Origin of the sequence: Enterobacter bugandensis, assembly GCF_900324475.1 — a bacterium.
Classification (GTDB): domain Bacteria; phylum Pseudomonadota; class Gammaproteobacteria; order Enterobacterales; family Enterobacteriaceae; genus Enterobacter; species Enterobacter bugandensis.
The window spans coordinates 4,392,749-4,407,713 of sequence record NZ_LT992502.1; the positions used below are offsets into that span (position 1 = coordinate 4,392,749).

The window sequence follows — 14,965 nt, forward strand, 5'->3', positions numbered from 1 at the left end:
TATGTACCGGTTTGTACTGGGAAAAATTTCCACCCTTTGCGCGGACCCGCTGGCGTCAACGCTTGCAGATAAGGCACCTCAGGGTGCACGACAGGCCTCCTGGCTGGCTGGCCGGACGCTGCTCGCCAGAACATTATCCCCTCACCCGCTCCCCGACATCATTTACGGCGAGCAGGGGAAGCCGGCATTTGCGAAGGGGGATCCGCTGTGGTTCAACCTGAGCCATAGCGGTGATGATATCGCCCTGCTGATGAGCGATGAAGGCGAAGTGGGCTGCGATATCGAAGTGATTCGCCCCCGCAAGAACTGGCAGGCGCTGGCCAACGCCGTTTTCAGCCTGACAGAGCATGACGAGCTGGAGCGTGAAGCGCCCGAGGAACAGCTTTCTGCCTTCTGGCGTATCTGGACGCGCAAAGAAGCGATTGTGAAACAGCGCGGCGGCAGCGCCTGGCAGATTGTCAGCATCGACAGCACGGCGCAGTCGCACTCGGTCAGCCAGCTGCAGCTCGGTTCTCTGAGCCTTGCCGTCTGTACCTCGACCCCTTACACCCTGACCACCGAGTCGATTATTCACGTCGGGGCAGGAAAATCACCAGTACTCCCAGCATAATCAACGCGACGCCCAGCAGCCCATGCCAGGAGAAGTGCTCCCCCCAGCCGGGCAGCAGGATTGCCGCACCCCACACCAGGATATAGCTGAGGCTCAGCAAGGCATACGCTTTGCTGAGCGCCATGCGATGCAGCGCCAGATACCAGCAGCCCATGGAGGCAACGTATCCCGTTAACCCCAGCAGCAGCGCGCCCGTGCCGGACGAAACGTGCCACAGCGCGGAGATAAACGTCAGAAAATCGCTGACCGGCGGCAGAGCCTGCATGGCATCGCGCAGCAACAGCTGTGCGGCGCTGACTAACAGTACGCTGCATAACGCCCAGAACGCGCCTTTCACAGGCTTCCTCCCAGCACGATAATCCCCATGATAATGAACCCGACCCCCAGCCAGTGGTGCACAGCAACGTGCTCGCGCCAGAAGACCTTCGCCGCCAGCGTCACCCAGACAAAATTGAGGCTCAGCATAGGGTAAGCTACGCCGACGGCCAGGCTCTGCAGCACCACCAGCCAGACCAGCATTCCGCAGCCCAGTGCCAGCATCGCCAGGCCAAGCCACAGCATGATGTGCGCGCCACGCCGTCCGCCTTTCGCCGGACGGGTAGCCTGTTTCTGGCACAGCTGTCCCGCGCAGCTCAGCAGGCTTGCCAGTATGAGCCAGGTCCAGGTCATCACTTCGGCAGATACTCCAGCAGGGCCAGACGCCCCTGGATATAGAGATTGTCCGGCTGCGGTAAATTCGCCTCTGCAATATCGTCACGTTTAGACAGCAGCATCACCAGCGACACGCTTCCCTGCTTACGATGCGTTGCCAGCCACTGCGCGAAGTCGTCTTCACTGACAAAGCGATCTTTCGCATCGGGATAATCCAGCCCGTAGCGCAGCTCGCCGCTCTGAGCAAACAGCGTGATGTCACTGCGCTTCAGCTCCCACGCCAGGCCCGCGGCCACGCCAACGTTATTGGTCAGCACAAAGCGGCTGCCCTGAAGCGGCTCGCGCACGGTATCCACCAGCGACTGCGGCTGTTTGGAATCCACCACCAGGTTCGGAATGGCAAAACCAATCAACAACGCCAGACCCGCAGGACACAGCGCCGCCAGCCACCAGCGCCGCTGGCTCTGCCGCAGCGTAAACCAGCCTACCGCGCCCCAGATGAGGAACGCCACCACCGCGCAGAAGACTTTATACAGTTCGACCGATGTCCAGACCGGATGCTTAGCCAGCCCCCACGGCGAGACCGCCAGCGCCGCCACCACGCCGATAGCGCCAAACGCCAGGTTAATGCCGCCGTTAATGCGCAACGCTCTGGCCCCTTTTTCCGCCGCGAGGCAGGCATAGCGCGCCATCAGGATAGCCAGCGGGGCAAAACAGGGCAGGATATAGGTCGGCAGCTTGCCTTTAGCGATGCTGAAAAACAGCAGCGGCATCACCACCCACCCCAGCAGGTAGAAGCCGCCGCCCACGTTTTGCCTGTCATTCCAGCCAAGACGCAGCGCGCCTGGCAGCAGCGCCAGCCACGGCAGGCTGCCCGCGAGCAGGAACGGCAGGTAATACCAGAACGGAGCTTTATGCTGCGCGTCGCTCTGGGCAAAACGCTGAATATGCTCAACCCAGAAGAAGTAGCGCCAGAAATCAGGCTCGCGGTGCGCAATGGCCAGCCCCCACGGCAGAACAATCAGCACGCAGCTCAGGACCGCGAGCCAGCCAAAAATCAGCACCTCTTTCCAGCGCTTCTGGGCAATCACCCACGGCAGCACGCCAATCACCGGTACCGCCAGCGCCAGAAAGCCTTTGGTCATTACCCCCATCCCGCACGCCAGCCCAAGCAGCACATAGCCGCCCGCTTTTCCGGCCACGGTGCGCGCCTGTGAGGCGAGCCAGAAGCTGCACATCGCCGCCACCAGCCACAGAGTGACGATGGGGTCCAGCACCGCATAGGTGCCGATGCCATACACCAGGAACAGGGTCAGGAAGATCAGGCCGGAGAAAATGGCCGTACGCTTATCCCGCCAGAGACGCCAGGCCATCCAGATCACCAGCAGCGCCGCGAGCCCGGTGGAGAAGATCGACCCGGCGCGTACGGCAAAGTTCGTGTGCCCGAACAGCCATTGTCCGATAGTGTTGATCCAGTAGCCGGCAATCGGCTTTTCAAAGTAGCGCAGCCCGAGGAAATGCGGGACAACCCAGTCACCCGATGCCAGCATTTCGCGGCTGATTTCCGCATAGCGCGTTTCATCAGGCTGCCACAGCAGGCGAATATCGACCGGAATGAAGTAATAAACGATAAACAGTGCGAAAAGCGCTACGCCATAACGGGCTGTTTTCATGGGACCGGACTCACGGTTTGTTGATAGCCAAGCCAGCCTTCCCGGCCAGCCAGTTCATTACGGACGACTTTACCCACGGGCAGGGTGCTGAGGTCGTCCGGCAGCAGCTCGCTCATCGGACAGAACGCAATGCCTTCCTGAGCGGCCATCGTCAGTAGTTCATCGAAATCATGCTGCCAGGCAATCCCTTCCACTTCGGCATGGATGGTATAGACCGGCGTTCCGGCGTCACGATGGATGCGGTCCAGAATGTAGCGATTAAATGCTTCCGCCTTCACCTCGCGCCCCACCACCTCATCCCACGTGGGAAGCGTGACCGGAATTTGCACCGTACCGTAGCGATTTTCGCCCAACAGCGGCAAAAACGGCCCGGTTCCACGACAGTCGCTATTGTAGCGAAACGCGAAATGCTCTTTGGCTTTGACCACCCGCTGGTCGGCACGCCATCCCGCCACGGCGGAACAGCGCACGGACTGACCGATGATGGCCTCAAGCTCCAGCATTCCACGCTCGACCTCACGGGACAGGCGCGGGATATCCCAGACGCCCGCCCACGCCTGCCAGGCGTGATGATCCCAGGCATGCAGGCCGACCTCGTGTTGCTGCGCCGCCGCGCGGATAACCGCTTCATTACCCGCGCCGATGCGTCTGCCGGGCCAGGCGGTGCCGGCCAGCAAAATATCCCAGCCGTAGAGGGATGCCGCGCGCGAGCGCAGCATTTTGAACAGAAATGCCGGTTTAACCAGACGCCATAAATGGCGTCCCATGTTGTCAGGCCCCACGCTGAAGAAAATGCTGGCACGCACGCCGTGCCTGCTCAGCAGTTCCAGCAGTCTGGGCACGCCGTCACGCGTTCCCCTGAAGGTGTCGACATCAATGCGTAAACCGACTTTTTTCATGAGGCCTGTTCCGACAGCTCCACGGTGCGCAGGAAGAAGTCGAGCGTTTCATCAATGGTCTGCTCCATCTTCACCGTCGGCGTCCAGTTCAGGCAGCGCTTCGCGTTGCGGATGCTTGGCTTACGGTGCTCGACGTCCTGGTAGCCCTTTCCGTAGTAGCTGCTGCTTTCCACTTCGCGGAAACCGGCAAACGGCGGGAAGCGATCGCGCAGCGGGTGGCGCTCAAAGCTGGCCAGCAGCATCTCTGCCAGCTCGCGAATGCTCGCCTCGTTTTCCGGGTTACCGATGTTAATGATCTCACCGTTGCAGCGGTTATCTTTGTTCTCAATGATGCGGAACAGGGCTTCGATACCGTCGCTGATGTCCGTAAAGCAGCGTTTCTGACTCCCGCCTTCAATCAGCTTGATAGGCGAGCCTTCGACCAGGTTCAGGATCAGCTGAGTGATCGCGCGGGAGCTGCCGATTCGCGCCGCGTTCAGGTTATCCAGACGCGGACCCATCCAGTTAAACGGACGGAACAGGGTAAAGCGCAGACCCTCTTTCTCGCCGTAGGCCCAAATTACGCGGTCCAGCAGCTGCTTGGAGACAGAGTAGATCCAGCGCTGCTTGTTGATCGGCCCGACCACCAGGCTGGAGGCATCCTCATCGAAGTTTTTGTCGGTACACATGCCGTACACTTCAGAGGTGGACGGGAAGATGATGCGCTTGTCGTATTTCACGCAGTCGCGGATGATCTTCAGGTTCTCTTCGAAATCCAGCTCGAACACGCGCAGCGGGTTACGGGTGTACTCGATTGGCGTGGCGATGGCGACCAGCGGCAGCACCACGTCGCATTTTTTAATGTGATATTCGATCCACTCGGAGTGAATGCTGATATCCCCTTCCACAAAGTGGAAGCGCGGGTTGTTGAGGAAACGGCTGATGGCGTCAGAGCCGATATCCAGACCGTAAATCTCGTAGTTATCGTCTTTGAGCAGACGTTCGGTCAGGTGGTTCCCGATAAAGCCGTTCACGCCGAGGATCAGCACGCGCGTGCGGCGCTTGATGGCAACCACCGGGGCGCTGGTGATCAGCGCCCCGGCTACCAGACCCAGAGACTGCGCCAGCTGCGTGCCCTGAACGTACAGGCCGTTGTCGGTCTGCCCGGTGACGATCTCCAGCGCCTGCTCGCCGCAGCTCACAATCAGCGGGGAGACGGAGACGACGGTGCCCGGCTTAGCGGCCGGGATATCGTCACGCACGCGGGATTTCCAGACGATAAATTTGCTTACGCCTGCAAAGCTGTATGCGCCCGGCCACGGGTCGGTCACGGCGCGCACCAGGTTGTGCAGCTGGCGGGCGGGTTTATTCCAGTCCAGGCGACCATCTTCCGGCGCGCGGCGGCCAAAGCAGCTGGCCTTGCTTTCGTCCTGCTCGGTCTCGCTGAAGGTGCCGTTGAGGATGGCTGGCAGCGCGTCACGCAGCAGGCTTTGCGCCGCGGTGCAGAGTTTATGATGCAGCTCAAGCGCGGTTTCATCCGCGTCGATTGCCACGCGCTGCTGGGCGACGATGGCCCCGGCATCCGCGCGGCGCACCATGCGGTGCAGCGTCACTCCCGTTTCCGTTTCGCCGTTGACCAGCACCCAGTTCAGCGGCGCGCGGCCACGGTAGGCGGGCAGCAGAGAGCCGTGAAGGTTAAACGCCCCTTTTGCGGCCAGGCCTAAGATCTCGTCGCAGATCAGGTTGCGATAGTAGAACGAGAAGATGACATCAGGCGCGAGCGCGCGGATGCGATCCACCCACAGCGGGTGGTTGACGTCGTCCGGAGCATACACCGGAATACCGCGCTCGGCGGCGATACGCGCCACGGAGCCGAAGAAGTGATTCTCTCCCGCCGCGTCCGGATGGGTAAAGATTGCAGCAATGTCATAGCCCGCTTCCAGCAGGGCCAGCGTGCCCGCGCACCCCATATCGTGATAGGCAAATACAACGGCTTTCATGGGTGGTTTTCCTCTTGAGATGCTTTGTGTTCCTGACGGACAACACGTTGAATAAAGTAGCGCGGACGTGCGCGAACATCGTTATAGATACGGCCTATGTATTCACCGAGCAGGCCCATTCCGACGAACTGGGCGCCGATGAACATAAACAGCACGGCAAAAAGCATGAAGACCCCTTCCGCCGCCCACTGCGGGCCAAAGACCAGCCTCAGCACCACCAGCAGGACGGACAGCGTAAAGCCGGCCAGGGCGATGATGCTGCCGAACACGCTCAGCAGGCGCAGCGGCGTGGTGGTCAGGCAGGTGACGAGGTCGTACATCAGGTTGATGAGACGCATAAAGCTGTACTTCGATTCCCCGTGCTCGCGCTCGGCGTGCAGGACCGGAATTTCCGTTGCCTTGCGGGCAAAGGTGTTGGCGAGGATCGGAATAAAGGTGCTGCGCTCATGGCAGTGCAGCATGGCGTCGACAATATGGCGGCGGTAGGCGCGCAGCATGCAGCCGTAATCGCCCATTGCTTTACCGGTGGTGCGCTGAATAAGACGGTTGATGGTGCGTGACGCCAGCTTGCGGAACAGGCTGTCCTGACGGTTCTGACGCACCGTGCCGACCACGTCATAGCCTTCATCGGCTTTCGCCACCAGGCGCGGGATCTCCTCCGGCGGGTTTTGCAGATCCGCGTCCAGGGTGATAATCAGATCGCCCGTAACGTGGCTGAACCCGGCCATAATGGCGGAGTGCTGGCCATAGTTACGGTTGAGCAGCACGGCGACAATATGGCTGCCTTCGGCCTGGGCGGCTTCGGTCAGCATCAGCGCGGAATCATCACTGCTGCCGTCGTCCACCAGCAGAATTTCATAGGCTTTGCCCAGCGTGTCGCAGGCGGCCGTGGTGCGGCGGATCAGCTCGGGCAGGCTCTCCTGCTCGTTATAAACTGGGATGACCACAGAAACTTTTTGTACAGGCGGTGCGCTGAACATATCAATGTCCTGCAAGCTGATGGAGCGCGGTAATGACGCGGGTTGTGTCGTCATGAGTCATGTCCGGGAAAAGAGGGAGAGAACAAATACGCGCGCTGTTCCATTCCGAATTCGGAAGCGATACATCAGGAAAACGCTCGCGGTAGTATTTTTGGGTGTGCGCCGCGCGGAAATGAAGGCCGGTACCAATGCCTTGCTCCTTCAGCGCCGCCATCAGGTTGTCGCGTGAGATCCCGCAGCGCGCTTCATCAACGCGAATAATAAACAGGTGCCAGGCGTGAACGTGTGGCCATGACGGAATGCTCAGCGGCTGGAACGGCGTATCGGCAAGCTCGCGCAGGTAGCGTTGCGCGATTGCCTCGCGGCGTAGGTTGGCCTCTTTCAGCTTGCCCAGCTGTACCAGCGCCAGCGCGGCGTTGATATCTGCGAGGTTGTACTTAAAGCCCGGGGAGATCACTTCGGCCTGCGGCGCGCGGCCGTGCGTCTGGCGGTCATAGGCATCCACGCCCAGGCCGTGGAATTTCAGGCTGCGGATCCGCGCGGCAAGCCGGGCGTTATCCGTGACAACTAAACCACCTTCTGCGCAGGTCATGTTTTTGATGGCGTGGAAGGAAAAAATCGCCGTGCCTTTCCAGCCCACGTGACGGTTCTTGTAGTACGTTCCGGCGGCATGGGCCGCGTCTTCAATCACCGGAATACCGTGACGCTCACCGACGGCATGAATGGCGTCGATATCACACGGCGCGCCGGCGTAATGCACGGGAATAATCGCTTTGGTACGCGGGGTAATGGCGGCTTCAACCGCTTCCGGCGTCACCATCAATGTCTCTTTGTCCACATCGATCATGACCGGCGTGGCGCCCAGCAGCACGATCATATTCAGCGTGGAGACCCAGGTTTGGGAGGGGGTAATGACCTCATCGCCCGGACCAATATCCAGCGCCATCAGCGTGACGTGCATGCCCGCCGTCGCCGAGCAGACGGCAATCGCGTGCTGGTTCCCCGTCAGCTGACAAAATGCCGCTTCAAGTTCCTGATTTTTAGGCCCTGTGGTGATCCAGCCGGAGGTTATAACCTCCTGCAACGCCGCTAATTCCTCACTACCCATCGACGGGCGGGAAAAAGGCAAAAAATCACTCATCATTAATTTCCTTGCAATAAGAATGGCACGCACTTGATATTAACCAATTACTTTTTCGTTTATTTCAACGAACCATAAACTCATATCAAGGTATCGTTCATTTCTTAGGGAAAAATTAAGATGCGTAATTCAGATGTAACAAATTCAATATCAATTCATTTATAAACAATAGCTTATGTAATTGTGAATTATTTATTTCGTGATCAAACTCAATTTTTACAAAATGTTATTTTAAACCGAACATCAACAAACAAAAAAAATCCCGGTTATTTCTTTAAAAGCAGAAATAACCGGGAACTTTTCTTTTTAGTTAATTGTCGCGCTTATTTTAAGTTATCGGGAAAGTTTTTCGGTAACTCGCTGGCCGCGCAGGCAATCACGCTTTCGTTGTTCGCACCGCAGTCGCGTACAAAGGTGATGGTGGCAAATTCGTCAATCACTTCTGTTGGATATGCCGGCCCCGCATCGCGATAGCTGTTCATCAGCGGAATATGGTCGTTCTGGAAGCAGACGGTTTTTTCCGGGTTGTTCATGACCCAACGCGGGAAGAAGATGGTGCCATGGAACAGTTTGTCGCCCAGGTTCACAATCAGGCTAACGTCCGTACCGGTTGGCTCGGTCCAGGAGATTTTATAGATGCTCTCCCCTACCCGCACGATGTAAGCCTGCTGATCTTTAACCCAACGGTTCGCCACCAGACCGCTGTGAATACGGTAGTCGAGAGTAGTCTCGTTTTTGACATAAATTTCGTAATTCCAGCCGTTGTCATAGGTATAAACCAGATGTTTGCCAACGAATCCGCTTAAGTCGTGTTTGTCGAATGTGTTCATAAGATGTCTCCTTCGTTTTGATGAGACGATCTTAAGCCTTCAAAAAATGAATGAATAACGCTATGTTTTAATCAAATTCATCCAAATTTTAGATAAATTATGCACAAGACGACGCTGGAACAGTGGGCTTTACTGGAAAAAGTGGTGGATGCGGGCAGCTTTGCCAAAGCTGCAGAAGAAACCCACCGCAGTCAGTCCTCGGTGAGCTATAACCTGTCGCTGCTGCAGGAGCGGCTGGGCGTGGCGCTGCTGGCGCCGGAGGGGCGCAGGGCGGTGTTGACCCCGGCCGGTGAACTGCTTCTCGGCCAGGTGAAACCGCTGCTGAAAGCGTTTTCGTATGTCGAGACGCGCGCGGCGACCCTTCGTAACGGGATGCGCACGCGGCTGGACCTGGTGGTGGACTCGATTTTCCCACGCCGCCGCCTGTTCGCCATTCTGCGTCAGTTCCAGCAGCAGTATCCGCAAACTCAGGTCCGCCTCACGGAGGTGCTGGAAAATACTCGCGCCGATGCCATGAACAACGAGGCCGATGTGATGGTTTTAACCCGCCGCCAGGACATTACCGGGCTCGGCGAATGGCTGATGAACATTGACTTTGTCGCCGTGGCGCATCACCGGCATCCCCTCTTTAGCCTCGACGCGCCGCTGAATGATGAGATGCTGCGCCCGTGGCCGCTAATCCAGATTGCGGACAGCCAGAACGCCGCGCGGGCTGCCGGCGAGTCGTGGACGTTCTCGACCATCGACGCTGCCATAGAGGCGGTCGTCTCGCAGGTCGGCTACGGCTGGCTGCCAGAGGAACGCATTCAGCCCCAGCTGGAGCAAGGCGTACTGAAAATCCTCCCGCTGAGCCACGGCGTTCGTCGGGCCACGCCGCTGCATCTGATCGTGAAGCGCACCCTCGCCCCGCTGGATGAGCAGGTTGAAACCCTGCTGCGCCTTTTTAGCCAGGAGCCGTCATCATCACCTGCTACGCTTTAAGGTCCGAACGTTAAAACGATAAGGAGCTGATGATGAAAATCGACTTTACGGGGAAAGTGGCCCTGGTCACCGCCTCAACCGGCGGGATCGGGTTTGCCATTGCCAGAGGCCTGGCAGAAAGCGGCGCGGAAGTGATCGTTAATGGCCGCAGCACCGACTCGGTGAACAAAGGTATTCAGCAGCTGCAGCAGGTTGTGCCTGGCGTGCAGGTGCGTGCCGCCATTGCCGATCTCAGCACCGCGGAAGGGGTTGAATCGCTGCTGAAGGTCGCGAGCGACGTCGATATTCTGGTGAACAACGCCGGGATTTACGGCCCGCAGGATTTCTATGGCACCGACGATGAAACCTGGGAGCGCTACTGGCAGACCAACGTGATGTCCGGCGTGCGCCTCTCCCGCGCCCTGCTGCCGGGCATGGTGAAAAAAGGCTGGGGCCGCGTGGTGTTTATCTCCTCCGAGTCAGCCTGCAATATCCCGGCAGACATGATCCACTACGGGGTGACCAAAACGGCCCAGCTCTCGCTGGCGCGCGGGCTGGCGAAGTTCGTGGCGGGAAGCGGCGTGACGGTGAACAGCGTGCTGCCGGGCCCGACGATGTCCGACGGTTTCGCTGAAATGATGAAAGATGAGATCGAGAAAACCGGTAAATCGCTGGAGCAGCTGGCGAAAGAATTTGTCATGACCAACCGCCCCAGCTCGGTTATCCAGCGCGCCGCCACCGTTGAAGAGGTGGCTAATATGGTGATTTATGTCTGTTCGACGCAGGCCTCCGCCACCTCAGGCGCGGCATTGCGCGTCGATGGTGGCGTGGTGGACGACATTATTTAATGTCGTCAGGCGGCGCTGCCCGCGACACGACGGGCGGTAATGTAACGATCCTGCCAGTAGTCATCAGTCAGGGTTGAGACCGTTACGCCCTGGCTGCTGGAGGCATGAATAAACTGGCTGTTACCGATATACACGCCAACGTGCCTGCGGTTCGGGCCCGTCTGGAAGAAGACCAAATCTCCCGCCTTCAGACGGTATTGCGCTACCTGTACACCGCGATGGATCTGCTCGCTCGTCGTGCGCGGCAGATAAAGATGCGCCGCATCGCTGAACAGATGCTGCATAAGCGCGGAGCAATCCACTCCGCGGTGCGTGGTGCCGCCCCACTGATAGTGAGTCCCTTTCCATTTCTGGTATTGATCCAGTATCCGGGAGCGGAGTGGGCCTGTCTCCTGGTGAAGAAGGGCCGACTTCACCGACGATTCCGCAAATGTGCTATCGGCGGAGATCATCGATGCGGGCAGCTGAAAACTCAGTGCGGAAAACGAAGCAAAACTTAACGTGAGGATTGAAATAAGCGATCTGAATGTCATATCTAAACAGGAGCTTTGAGTGAATTTTTCCTTACCTGTGGAGGCCAACGTTCCCCCGAAATATCTTTCGATGTGGCGATAATATAGACTGCTCACTTTTTCACCAATCATTATTGAGGCCAAAATTGGACTCACTTTCAGATCGCAAGATTGAGAAAAAAAAGGGTGGTGATGTAAGGACTGTTCAGATAAAGCAGGTAAACTGATCGACAGAATGTGTAATTCAGCTAAGACGTATTTATGACCAATATGATTGCCGACGAGACGGTGGCGAAATCCAGCGTGCTCTCTGTCTTTGACTTTGACGGGACGCTCACGCACCACGACAGCTTTATCCCTTTCCTGCGTTTTGCCTTTGGGAAACGCTACTTTGCGGGTCGTCTGGTGCGCATGGCGCTGCCCACGCTCCACTGCGTGCGCCGCAAGCTGACGCGTGATGAGCTGAAGGAAGTGCTGATTAAAACGTTCCTGACGGGCGTGGACGAACACTGGCTACGCCAGCAGGCGGAAGCCTTTTGCGAAAAATACTGGAACAAGCTGATGCGCCCCGAAGGGGTTCTGGCGGTGGCGGCTGAGGTGAATTCCGGCGCGGAAGTGACGATCTGCTCTGCGTCGCCGGCGCTGGTGCTCCAGCCGTGGGCGGACAGGCTCGGCATTAAGCTGATTGGCACGCAGCTGGAAGTGAAGGACGGCAAGCTGACGGGACGCATTACGGGCAATAACTGCCGCTGCGCCCAGAAAGTGGCAAGGCTGGAGAAGGTGTATGGCGATCTGAACGACTATCATCTGCGAGCCTGGGGCGACACCCGCGGCGACCACGAACTGCTGGCCGCGGCGCAGGATCCACACTGGCGGCACTTCCATCACCCGCGCAAGCGTCGGAATTCACCGATTAAGGGTTAGGTGCGGTCTGTTGCCCTCACCCCAGCCCTCTCCCACAGGGAGAGGGAGAAAAGCGGTGCATCAGGCCTCACGTTTCCCCGGGAACATCACGCTCGCAATAATCCCCAGCGCCAGCACACCTAACACCACAAACAGGCTGGCCGTCGCGCCAATGCTGTAACCGTGATGCCAGAAGTGATCGGTCGCATTCAGACCCAGCTTGAACGCCACGAAGAACAGCAGCAGCACCACCGCTTTCTCCAGGTGCACCAGATACTGCTTGAGTGCTTCCAGCACAAAGTAGAGGGTACGCAGGCCGAGAATGGCGAACATCATGGCGCTGTAGATAATCAGCGGCTCGCGGCTTACCGCAATAATCGCCGGTACGGAGTCAAACGCGAACATCACATCAGAGAGTTCCACCACCGCCACGCAGAGCAGCAGCGGCGTTGCGTAGCGCTTCGCCTTCTTCACGCGGCCAACCATTACGTCCTGGTTTTCCGGCTTTTCAAGCTCCGCATCGACCTCTTTCTGCGTCAGGATAAACGCGTGGCTGCTGATTTTGGGCCAGACGGGATAGAAGCGTTTCACCAGGCGATAGGCAAGGTGACCCGAGTAATCTTCCACTTCGTCACTCTCTTCATTGCGCTTGAGCATCATCACCGCCGTCCAGCCGACGACCAGCGCAAAAATAACCTCCACGTACGGCCCCAGGCTCAGCAGACTGGTGCCGATCGCCACGAAAATACCGCGGAAGACAATCGCCCCCAGCACACCCCAGTAGAGCACACGGTGACGGTACTTATCCGGCACGCCGAACCAGGCAAAGATCGCCATCATCACGAACAGGTTATCGATGGAGAGCACCTCTTCCAGCGCGTAACCGGTGAGGAACAGACTCGCCATCTCGGCGCCGTGGTGGATGTACAGAAAACCGGCGAAGGCCATCGCCATCGAGAACCAGAAAACGGACCACATGGCCGCACTTTTCAGCGAAACAGGTTTATCGTGACGGTGCATGAAGAGGTCGATAAACATCGCCCCAACGGCCATCACCACAAAGACAACAACGGTTTCAGTCGGGAAACCGAGATGAGCAGAAGCCATGAATCTATCCTTAACCTTCATCTGCGCGCTGGCAGAGGCAACGTTTGCAACAAAAAAAAGAAAACGCCCGTATCACCGGGCAAGAGAATAATAATAACACTTCTTGACGCCAGCCCGGCAATGTAAATGTGATGTTAAAAGCGCCAGGATTTCTCTTACGTCTTCCGGGAAGGCAACGTGTTCTTCCGGAGATTATTCTTTCATTATTATGAAAGTTTTATTATCTGAGCTGAACCTGACATACGGCAAGTAGTAAATAAGCCGTAAAATTCTCACACTGAATTGCTGATAAAACCCTGATAAAAACAACCTAACCTGTTGATTTTAAAACAACCAAAGACAAATCATGACGTTCTCACTTTATTTTTTTTAAACGCTTGTTAACCTGACCCAGAAAAATATTCAGACTTCTTGTGATGGAAGTTTTTCACATGGACTGGTAAGCGATGATGAATATCCACCTTAATGTTTCATATTAGCGGAATATCCACATCCCGTGACCACAACAACGCTTTCGAGTGACTAACCCGAAATAATACTGTTCTACCTTTTACACACTGAGGAATATTTTAAAAAATGAATAAATCCGTTATTACCATGGGATTTTTATTGGCTGCAATTGCCAGTCCTTCCAGCCATGCAGCGCCAGGTAAAGGCGCAGGGACGATTGAATTCACGGGTATGATTACCGCGAGCACCTGTGATGTCGATATTAACGGTCAGGGCGGGAACCCAACGATCGATATGGGTACCATCTCGTCTTCAGCATTTAAAGAAAAAGGTGACGTTGCGGGTATTCACCGTATCCAGATAGAACTGTCTAACTGCGATACCGCCGTCCTTAAATCAGCCGGAGCACGATTTGGCGGTGCCTATGATGCTAATGATAATAATCTGCTCGCGCTTAAAACCGGTGGCGACGCCGCAACGGGTTTGGGTATTGAATTCCTGAATGAAGATGGAACATCGTTAAAACTGGGCGACAACCCGAATAAATTTGTTCCTATTACCGGTGATGGCACCACGGGGGCAGCCACCCTGCTGTATTCAGCCCGTTATAAATCATCCCTGGATGCTGTGACCGCCGGTAAGGCAGATGCGGTTGCGGATTACACCATTATCTATAAATAAATCATTCAACTCAGTTCCGGGCAATGAATAACAGCCCGGAACGCAAGGACGTTTTATGTTAAGGAAACGCTATCTGACGCTGCTGGCTCTGCTCTTTGGCTCTTGTATGTCACACGCCAGTGTGACCTTATCCAATACGCGAGTGGTGTATCATGCGGACAAGAAAGAGAGCAATATTACAGTCAGAAATAATACTGCCAGCCCGTTCCTGGTACAGAGCTGGGTACAGGGCAAAGTTTCACAGGGCACCAAAGCCCCGTTTATTGTGACGCCACCGCTTTTTCGCATGGATGCAGGTAAGTCCAACGCGCTCCGTATTATCTATAACGGCGCGCCTTTACCGCAGGATCGCGAGTCGCTTTTCTGGATCAACGTAAAATCGATCCCCTCCTCTTCCAGAGAGGACATTAATAAACTGCAGATAGCGGTAAATACCCGGATCAAATTATTTTATCGTCCGTCAAATTTAATGGATGAACCCACGGATATTAGTAAGAATGTGCAATGGTCTGTTAAAAATAACGAACTCATTGTACGCAACAACTCGTCTTATTACATTTCCTTTGCGGAGGTGAAGATCAATAACAAAGCATGGTCAGAGATTGACATGCTCGCGCCTAAAAGCAGCACAACATTCACGCTCAGGAACACGCTTTTGAAAAACAATGCCACCGTGCAATGGAAATATATCAATGATTATGGCGGCAACAGCCAGTTAATCACACAAAAAATAGAATAACG

16 protein-coding genes are annotated in these 14,965 nt (G+C 56.4%); 6 read left to right on the plus strand and 10 right to left on the minus strand.

Features of this window, described 5'->3' with window-relative positions:
* The first annotated feature begins 1 nt into the window (after nucleotide 1).
* Nucleotides 2-610: a 4'-phosphopantetheinyl transferase AcpT gene (gene acpT, locus DG357_RS21360; RefSeq protein WP_063438474.1), complete on the plus strand. Its 609-nt coding sequence runs from the start codon at nucleotides 2-4 to the stop codon at nucleotides 608-610.
* Here acpT and arnF read toward each other — a convergent pair.
* From arnF to DG357_RS21400, 8 genes are all read right to left on the minus strand, one after another.
* Nucleotides 567-947, minus strand: coding sequence for a 4-amino-4-deoxy-L-arabinose-phosphoundecaprenol flippase subunit ArnF (arnF, locus tag DG357_RS21365; protein WP_028014715.1), 381 nt, complete (start codon nucleotides 945-947; stop codon nucleotides 567-569). The two genes, acpT and arnF, sit on opposite strands and share 44 nt — an antisense overlap.
* Nucleotides 944-1,279: a 4-amino-4-deoxy-L-arabinose-phosphoundecaprenol flippase subunit ArnE gene (gene arnE / locus DG357_RS21370; RefSeq protein ID WP_088205114.1), complete on the minus strand. Its 336-nt coding sequence runs from the start codon at nucleotides 1,277-1,279 to the stop codon at nucleotides 944-946. Before arnE ends, arnF begins: the two co-directional genes overlap by 4 nt.
* On the minus strand, nucleotides 1,279-2,934 hold the full coding sequence (gene arnT, locus DG357_RS21375; protein ID WP_041911879.1) for a lipid IV(A) 4-amino-4-deoxy-L-arabinosyltransferase: 1,656 nt from the start codon (nucleotides 2,932-2,934) through the stop codon (nucleotides 1,279-1,281). The genes arnE and arnT overlap by 1 nt, the downstream gene beginning before the upstream one ends.
* Nucleotides 2,931-3,833 (minus strand): 4-deoxy-4-formamido-L-arabinose-phosphoundecaprenol deformylase, encoded by a 903-nt coding sequence (arnD, locus tag DG357_RS21380; protein WP_088205115.1) that lies wholly within the window; start codon nucleotides 3,831-3,833, stop codon nucleotides 2,931-2,933. Before arnD ends, arnT begins: the two co-directional genes overlap by 4 nt.
* Nucleotides 3,830-5,812, minus strand: a complete 1,983-nt coding sequence (arnA, locus tag DG357_RS21385; RefSeq protein ID WP_041911877.1) for a bifunctional UDP-4-amino-4-deoxy-L-arabinose formyltransferase/UDP-glucuronic acid oxidase ArnA — start codon at nucleotides 5,810-5,812, stop codon at nucleotides 3,830-3,832. Before arnA ends, arnD begins: the two co-directional genes overlap by 4 nt.
* The gene (gene arnC / locus DG357_RS21390) at nucleotides 5,809-6,792 is read right to left on the minus strand and encodes an undecaprenyl-phosphate 4-deoxy-4-formamido-L-arabinose transferase (RefSeq protein ID WP_041911876.1); all 984 of its coding nucleotides are present in this window, start codon (nucleotides 6,790-6,792) and stop codon (nucleotides 5,809-5,811) included. The genes arnA and arnC overlap by 4 nt, the downstream gene beginning before the upstream one ends.
* Before the next feature lies 1 nt (nucleotide 6,793).
* The gene (gene arnB / locus DG357_RS21395; protein ID WP_088205116.1) at nucleotides 6,794-7,933 is read right to left on the minus strand and encodes a UDP-4-amino-4-deoxy-L-arabinose aminotransferase; all 1,140 of its coding nucleotides are present in this window, start codon (nucleotides 7,931-7,933) and stop codon (nucleotides 6,794-6,796) included.
* A 323-nt stretch (nucleotides 7,934-8,256) separates the two neighbouring features.
* Nucleotides 8,257-8,763, minus strand: a complete 507-nt coding sequence (locus DG357_RS21400; RefSeq protein ID WP_028014722.1) for a phenolic acid decarboxylase — start codon at nucleotides 8,761-8,763, stop codon at nucleotides 8,257-8,259.
* A gap of 99 nt (nucleotides 8,764-8,862) precedes the next feature.
* Between DG357_RS21400 and DG357_RS21405 the strand changes: the two genes are divergently transcribed.
* The gene (locus DG357_RS21405; protein WP_063155485.1) at nucleotides 8,863-9,744 is read left to right on the plus strand and encodes a LysR family transcriptional regulator; all 882 of its coding nucleotides are present in this window, start codon (nucleotides 8,863-8,865) and stop codon (nucleotides 9,742-9,744) included.
* Between the two features lie 32 nt (nucleotides 9,745-9,776).
* Nucleotides 9,777-10,571 (plus strand): SDR family NAD(P)-dependent oxidoreductase, encoded by a 795-nt coding sequence (locus DG357_RS21410; protein WP_088205117.1) that lies wholly within the window; start codon nucleotides 9,777-9,779, stop codon nucleotides 10,569-10,571.
* 5 nt (nucleotides 10,572-10,576) lie between these two features.
* Here DG357_RS21410 and DG357_RS21415 read toward each other — a convergent pair whose 3' ends face one another.
* The gene (locus DG357_RS21415; RefSeq protein ID WP_047367219.1) at nucleotides 10,577-11,104 is read right to left on the minus strand and encodes an NlpC/P60 family protein; all 528 of its coding nucleotides are present in this window, start codon (nucleotides 11,102-11,104) and stop codon (nucleotides 10,577-10,579) included.
* A gap of 240 nt (nucleotides 11,105-11,344) precedes the next feature.
* On the opposite strand from DG357_RS21415, the gene DG357_RS21420 reads away from it, so the two are divergent.
* Complete coding sequence (locus DG357_RS21420; protein WP_028014726.1) at nucleotides 11,345-12,007, plus strand: HAD family hydrolase; 663 nt, start codon at nucleotides 11,345-11,347, stop codon at nucleotides 12,005-12,007.
* 60 nt (nucleotides 12,008-12,067) lie between these two features.
* Here the strand turns inward: DG357_RS21420 and DG357_RS21425 are convergent, their stop codons facing one another.
* Entirely contained in the window at nucleotides 12,068-13,093 is a 1,026-nt protein-coding gene (locus DG357_RS21425) for a TerC/Alx family metal homeostasis membrane protein (protein WP_063944078.1), read from the minus strand.
* Nucleotides 13,094-13,669: 576 nt separating this feature from the next.
* On the opposite strand from DG357_RS21425, the gene DG357_RS21430 reads away from it, so the two are divergent.
* The gene (locus DG357_RS21430) at nucleotides 13,670-14,224 is read left to right on the plus strand and encodes a fimbrial protein (protein ID WP_028014728.1); all 555 of its coding nucleotides are present in this window, start codon (nucleotides 13,670-13,672) and stop codon (nucleotides 14,222-14,224) included.
* A 55-nt stretch (nucleotides 14,225-14,279) separates the two neighbouring features.
* Nucleotides 14,280-14,963, plus strand: coding sequence for a fimbrial biogenesis chaperone (locus tag DG357_RS21435; protein WP_088205118.1), 684 nt, complete (start codon nucleotides 14,280-14,282; stop codon nucleotides 14,961-14,963).
* The last annotated feature ends 2 nt before the right edge of the window (nucleotides 14,964-14,965 follow it).

Coding starts and splice junctions, on each gene's coding strand:
- acpT (WP_063438474.1), top strand. CDS start 2: ATGTACCGGTTTGTACTGGGAAAAATTTCCACCCTTTGCGCGGACCCG.
- arnE (WP_088205114.1), bottom strand. CDS start 1,279: ATGACCTGGACCTGGCTCATACTGGCAAGCCTGCTGAGCTGCGCGGGA.
- arnT (WP_041911879.1), bottom strand. CDS start 2,934: ATGAAAACAGCCCGTTATGGCGTAGCGCTTTTCGCACTGTTTATCGTT.
- arnD (WP_088205115.1), bottom strand. CDS start 3,833: ATGAAAAAAGTCGGTTTACGCATTGATGTCGACACCTTCAGGGGAACG.
- arnA (WP_041911877.1), bottom strand. CDS start 5,812: ATGAAAGCCGTTGTATTTGCCTATCACGATATGGGGTGCGCGGGCACG.
- arnC (WP_041911876.1), bottom strand. CDS start 6,792: ATGTTCAGCGCACCGCCTGTACAAAAAGTTTCTGTGGTCATCCCAGTT.
- arnB (WP_088205116.1), bottom strand. CDS start 7,933: ATGAGTGATTTTTTGCCTTTTTCCCGCCCGTCGATGGGTAGTGAGGAA.
- DG357_RS21400 (WP_028014722.1), bottom strand. CDS start 8,763: ATGAACACATTCGACAAACACGACTTAAGCGGATTCGTTGGCAAACAT.
- DG357_RS21405 (WP_063155485.1), top strand. CDS start 8,863: ATGCACAAGACGACGCTGGAACAGTGGGCTTTACTGGAAAAAGTGGTG.
- DG357_RS21410 (WP_088205117.1), top strand. CDS start 9,777: ATGAAAATCGACTTTACGGGGAAAGTGGCCCTGGTCACCGCCTCAACC.
- DG357_RS21415 (WP_047367219.1), bottom strand. CDS start 11,104: ATGACATTCAGATCGCTTATTTCAATCCTCACGTTAAGTTTTGCTTCG.
- DG357_RS21420 (WP_028014726.1), top strand. CDS start 11,345: ATGACCAATATGATTGCCGACGAGACGGTGGCGAAATCCAGCGTGCTC.
- DG357_RS21425 (WP_063944078.1), bottom strand. CDS start 13,093: ATGGCTTCTGCTCATCTCGGTTTCCCGACTGAAACCGTTGTTGTCTTT.
- DG357_RS21430 (WP_028014728.1), top strand. CDS start 13,670: ATGAATAAATCCGTTATTACCATGGGATTTTTATTGGCTGCAATTGCC.
- DG357_RS21435 (WP_088205118.1), top strand. CDS start 14,280: ATGTTAAGGAAACGCTATCTGACGCTGCTGGCTCTGCTCTTTGGCTCT.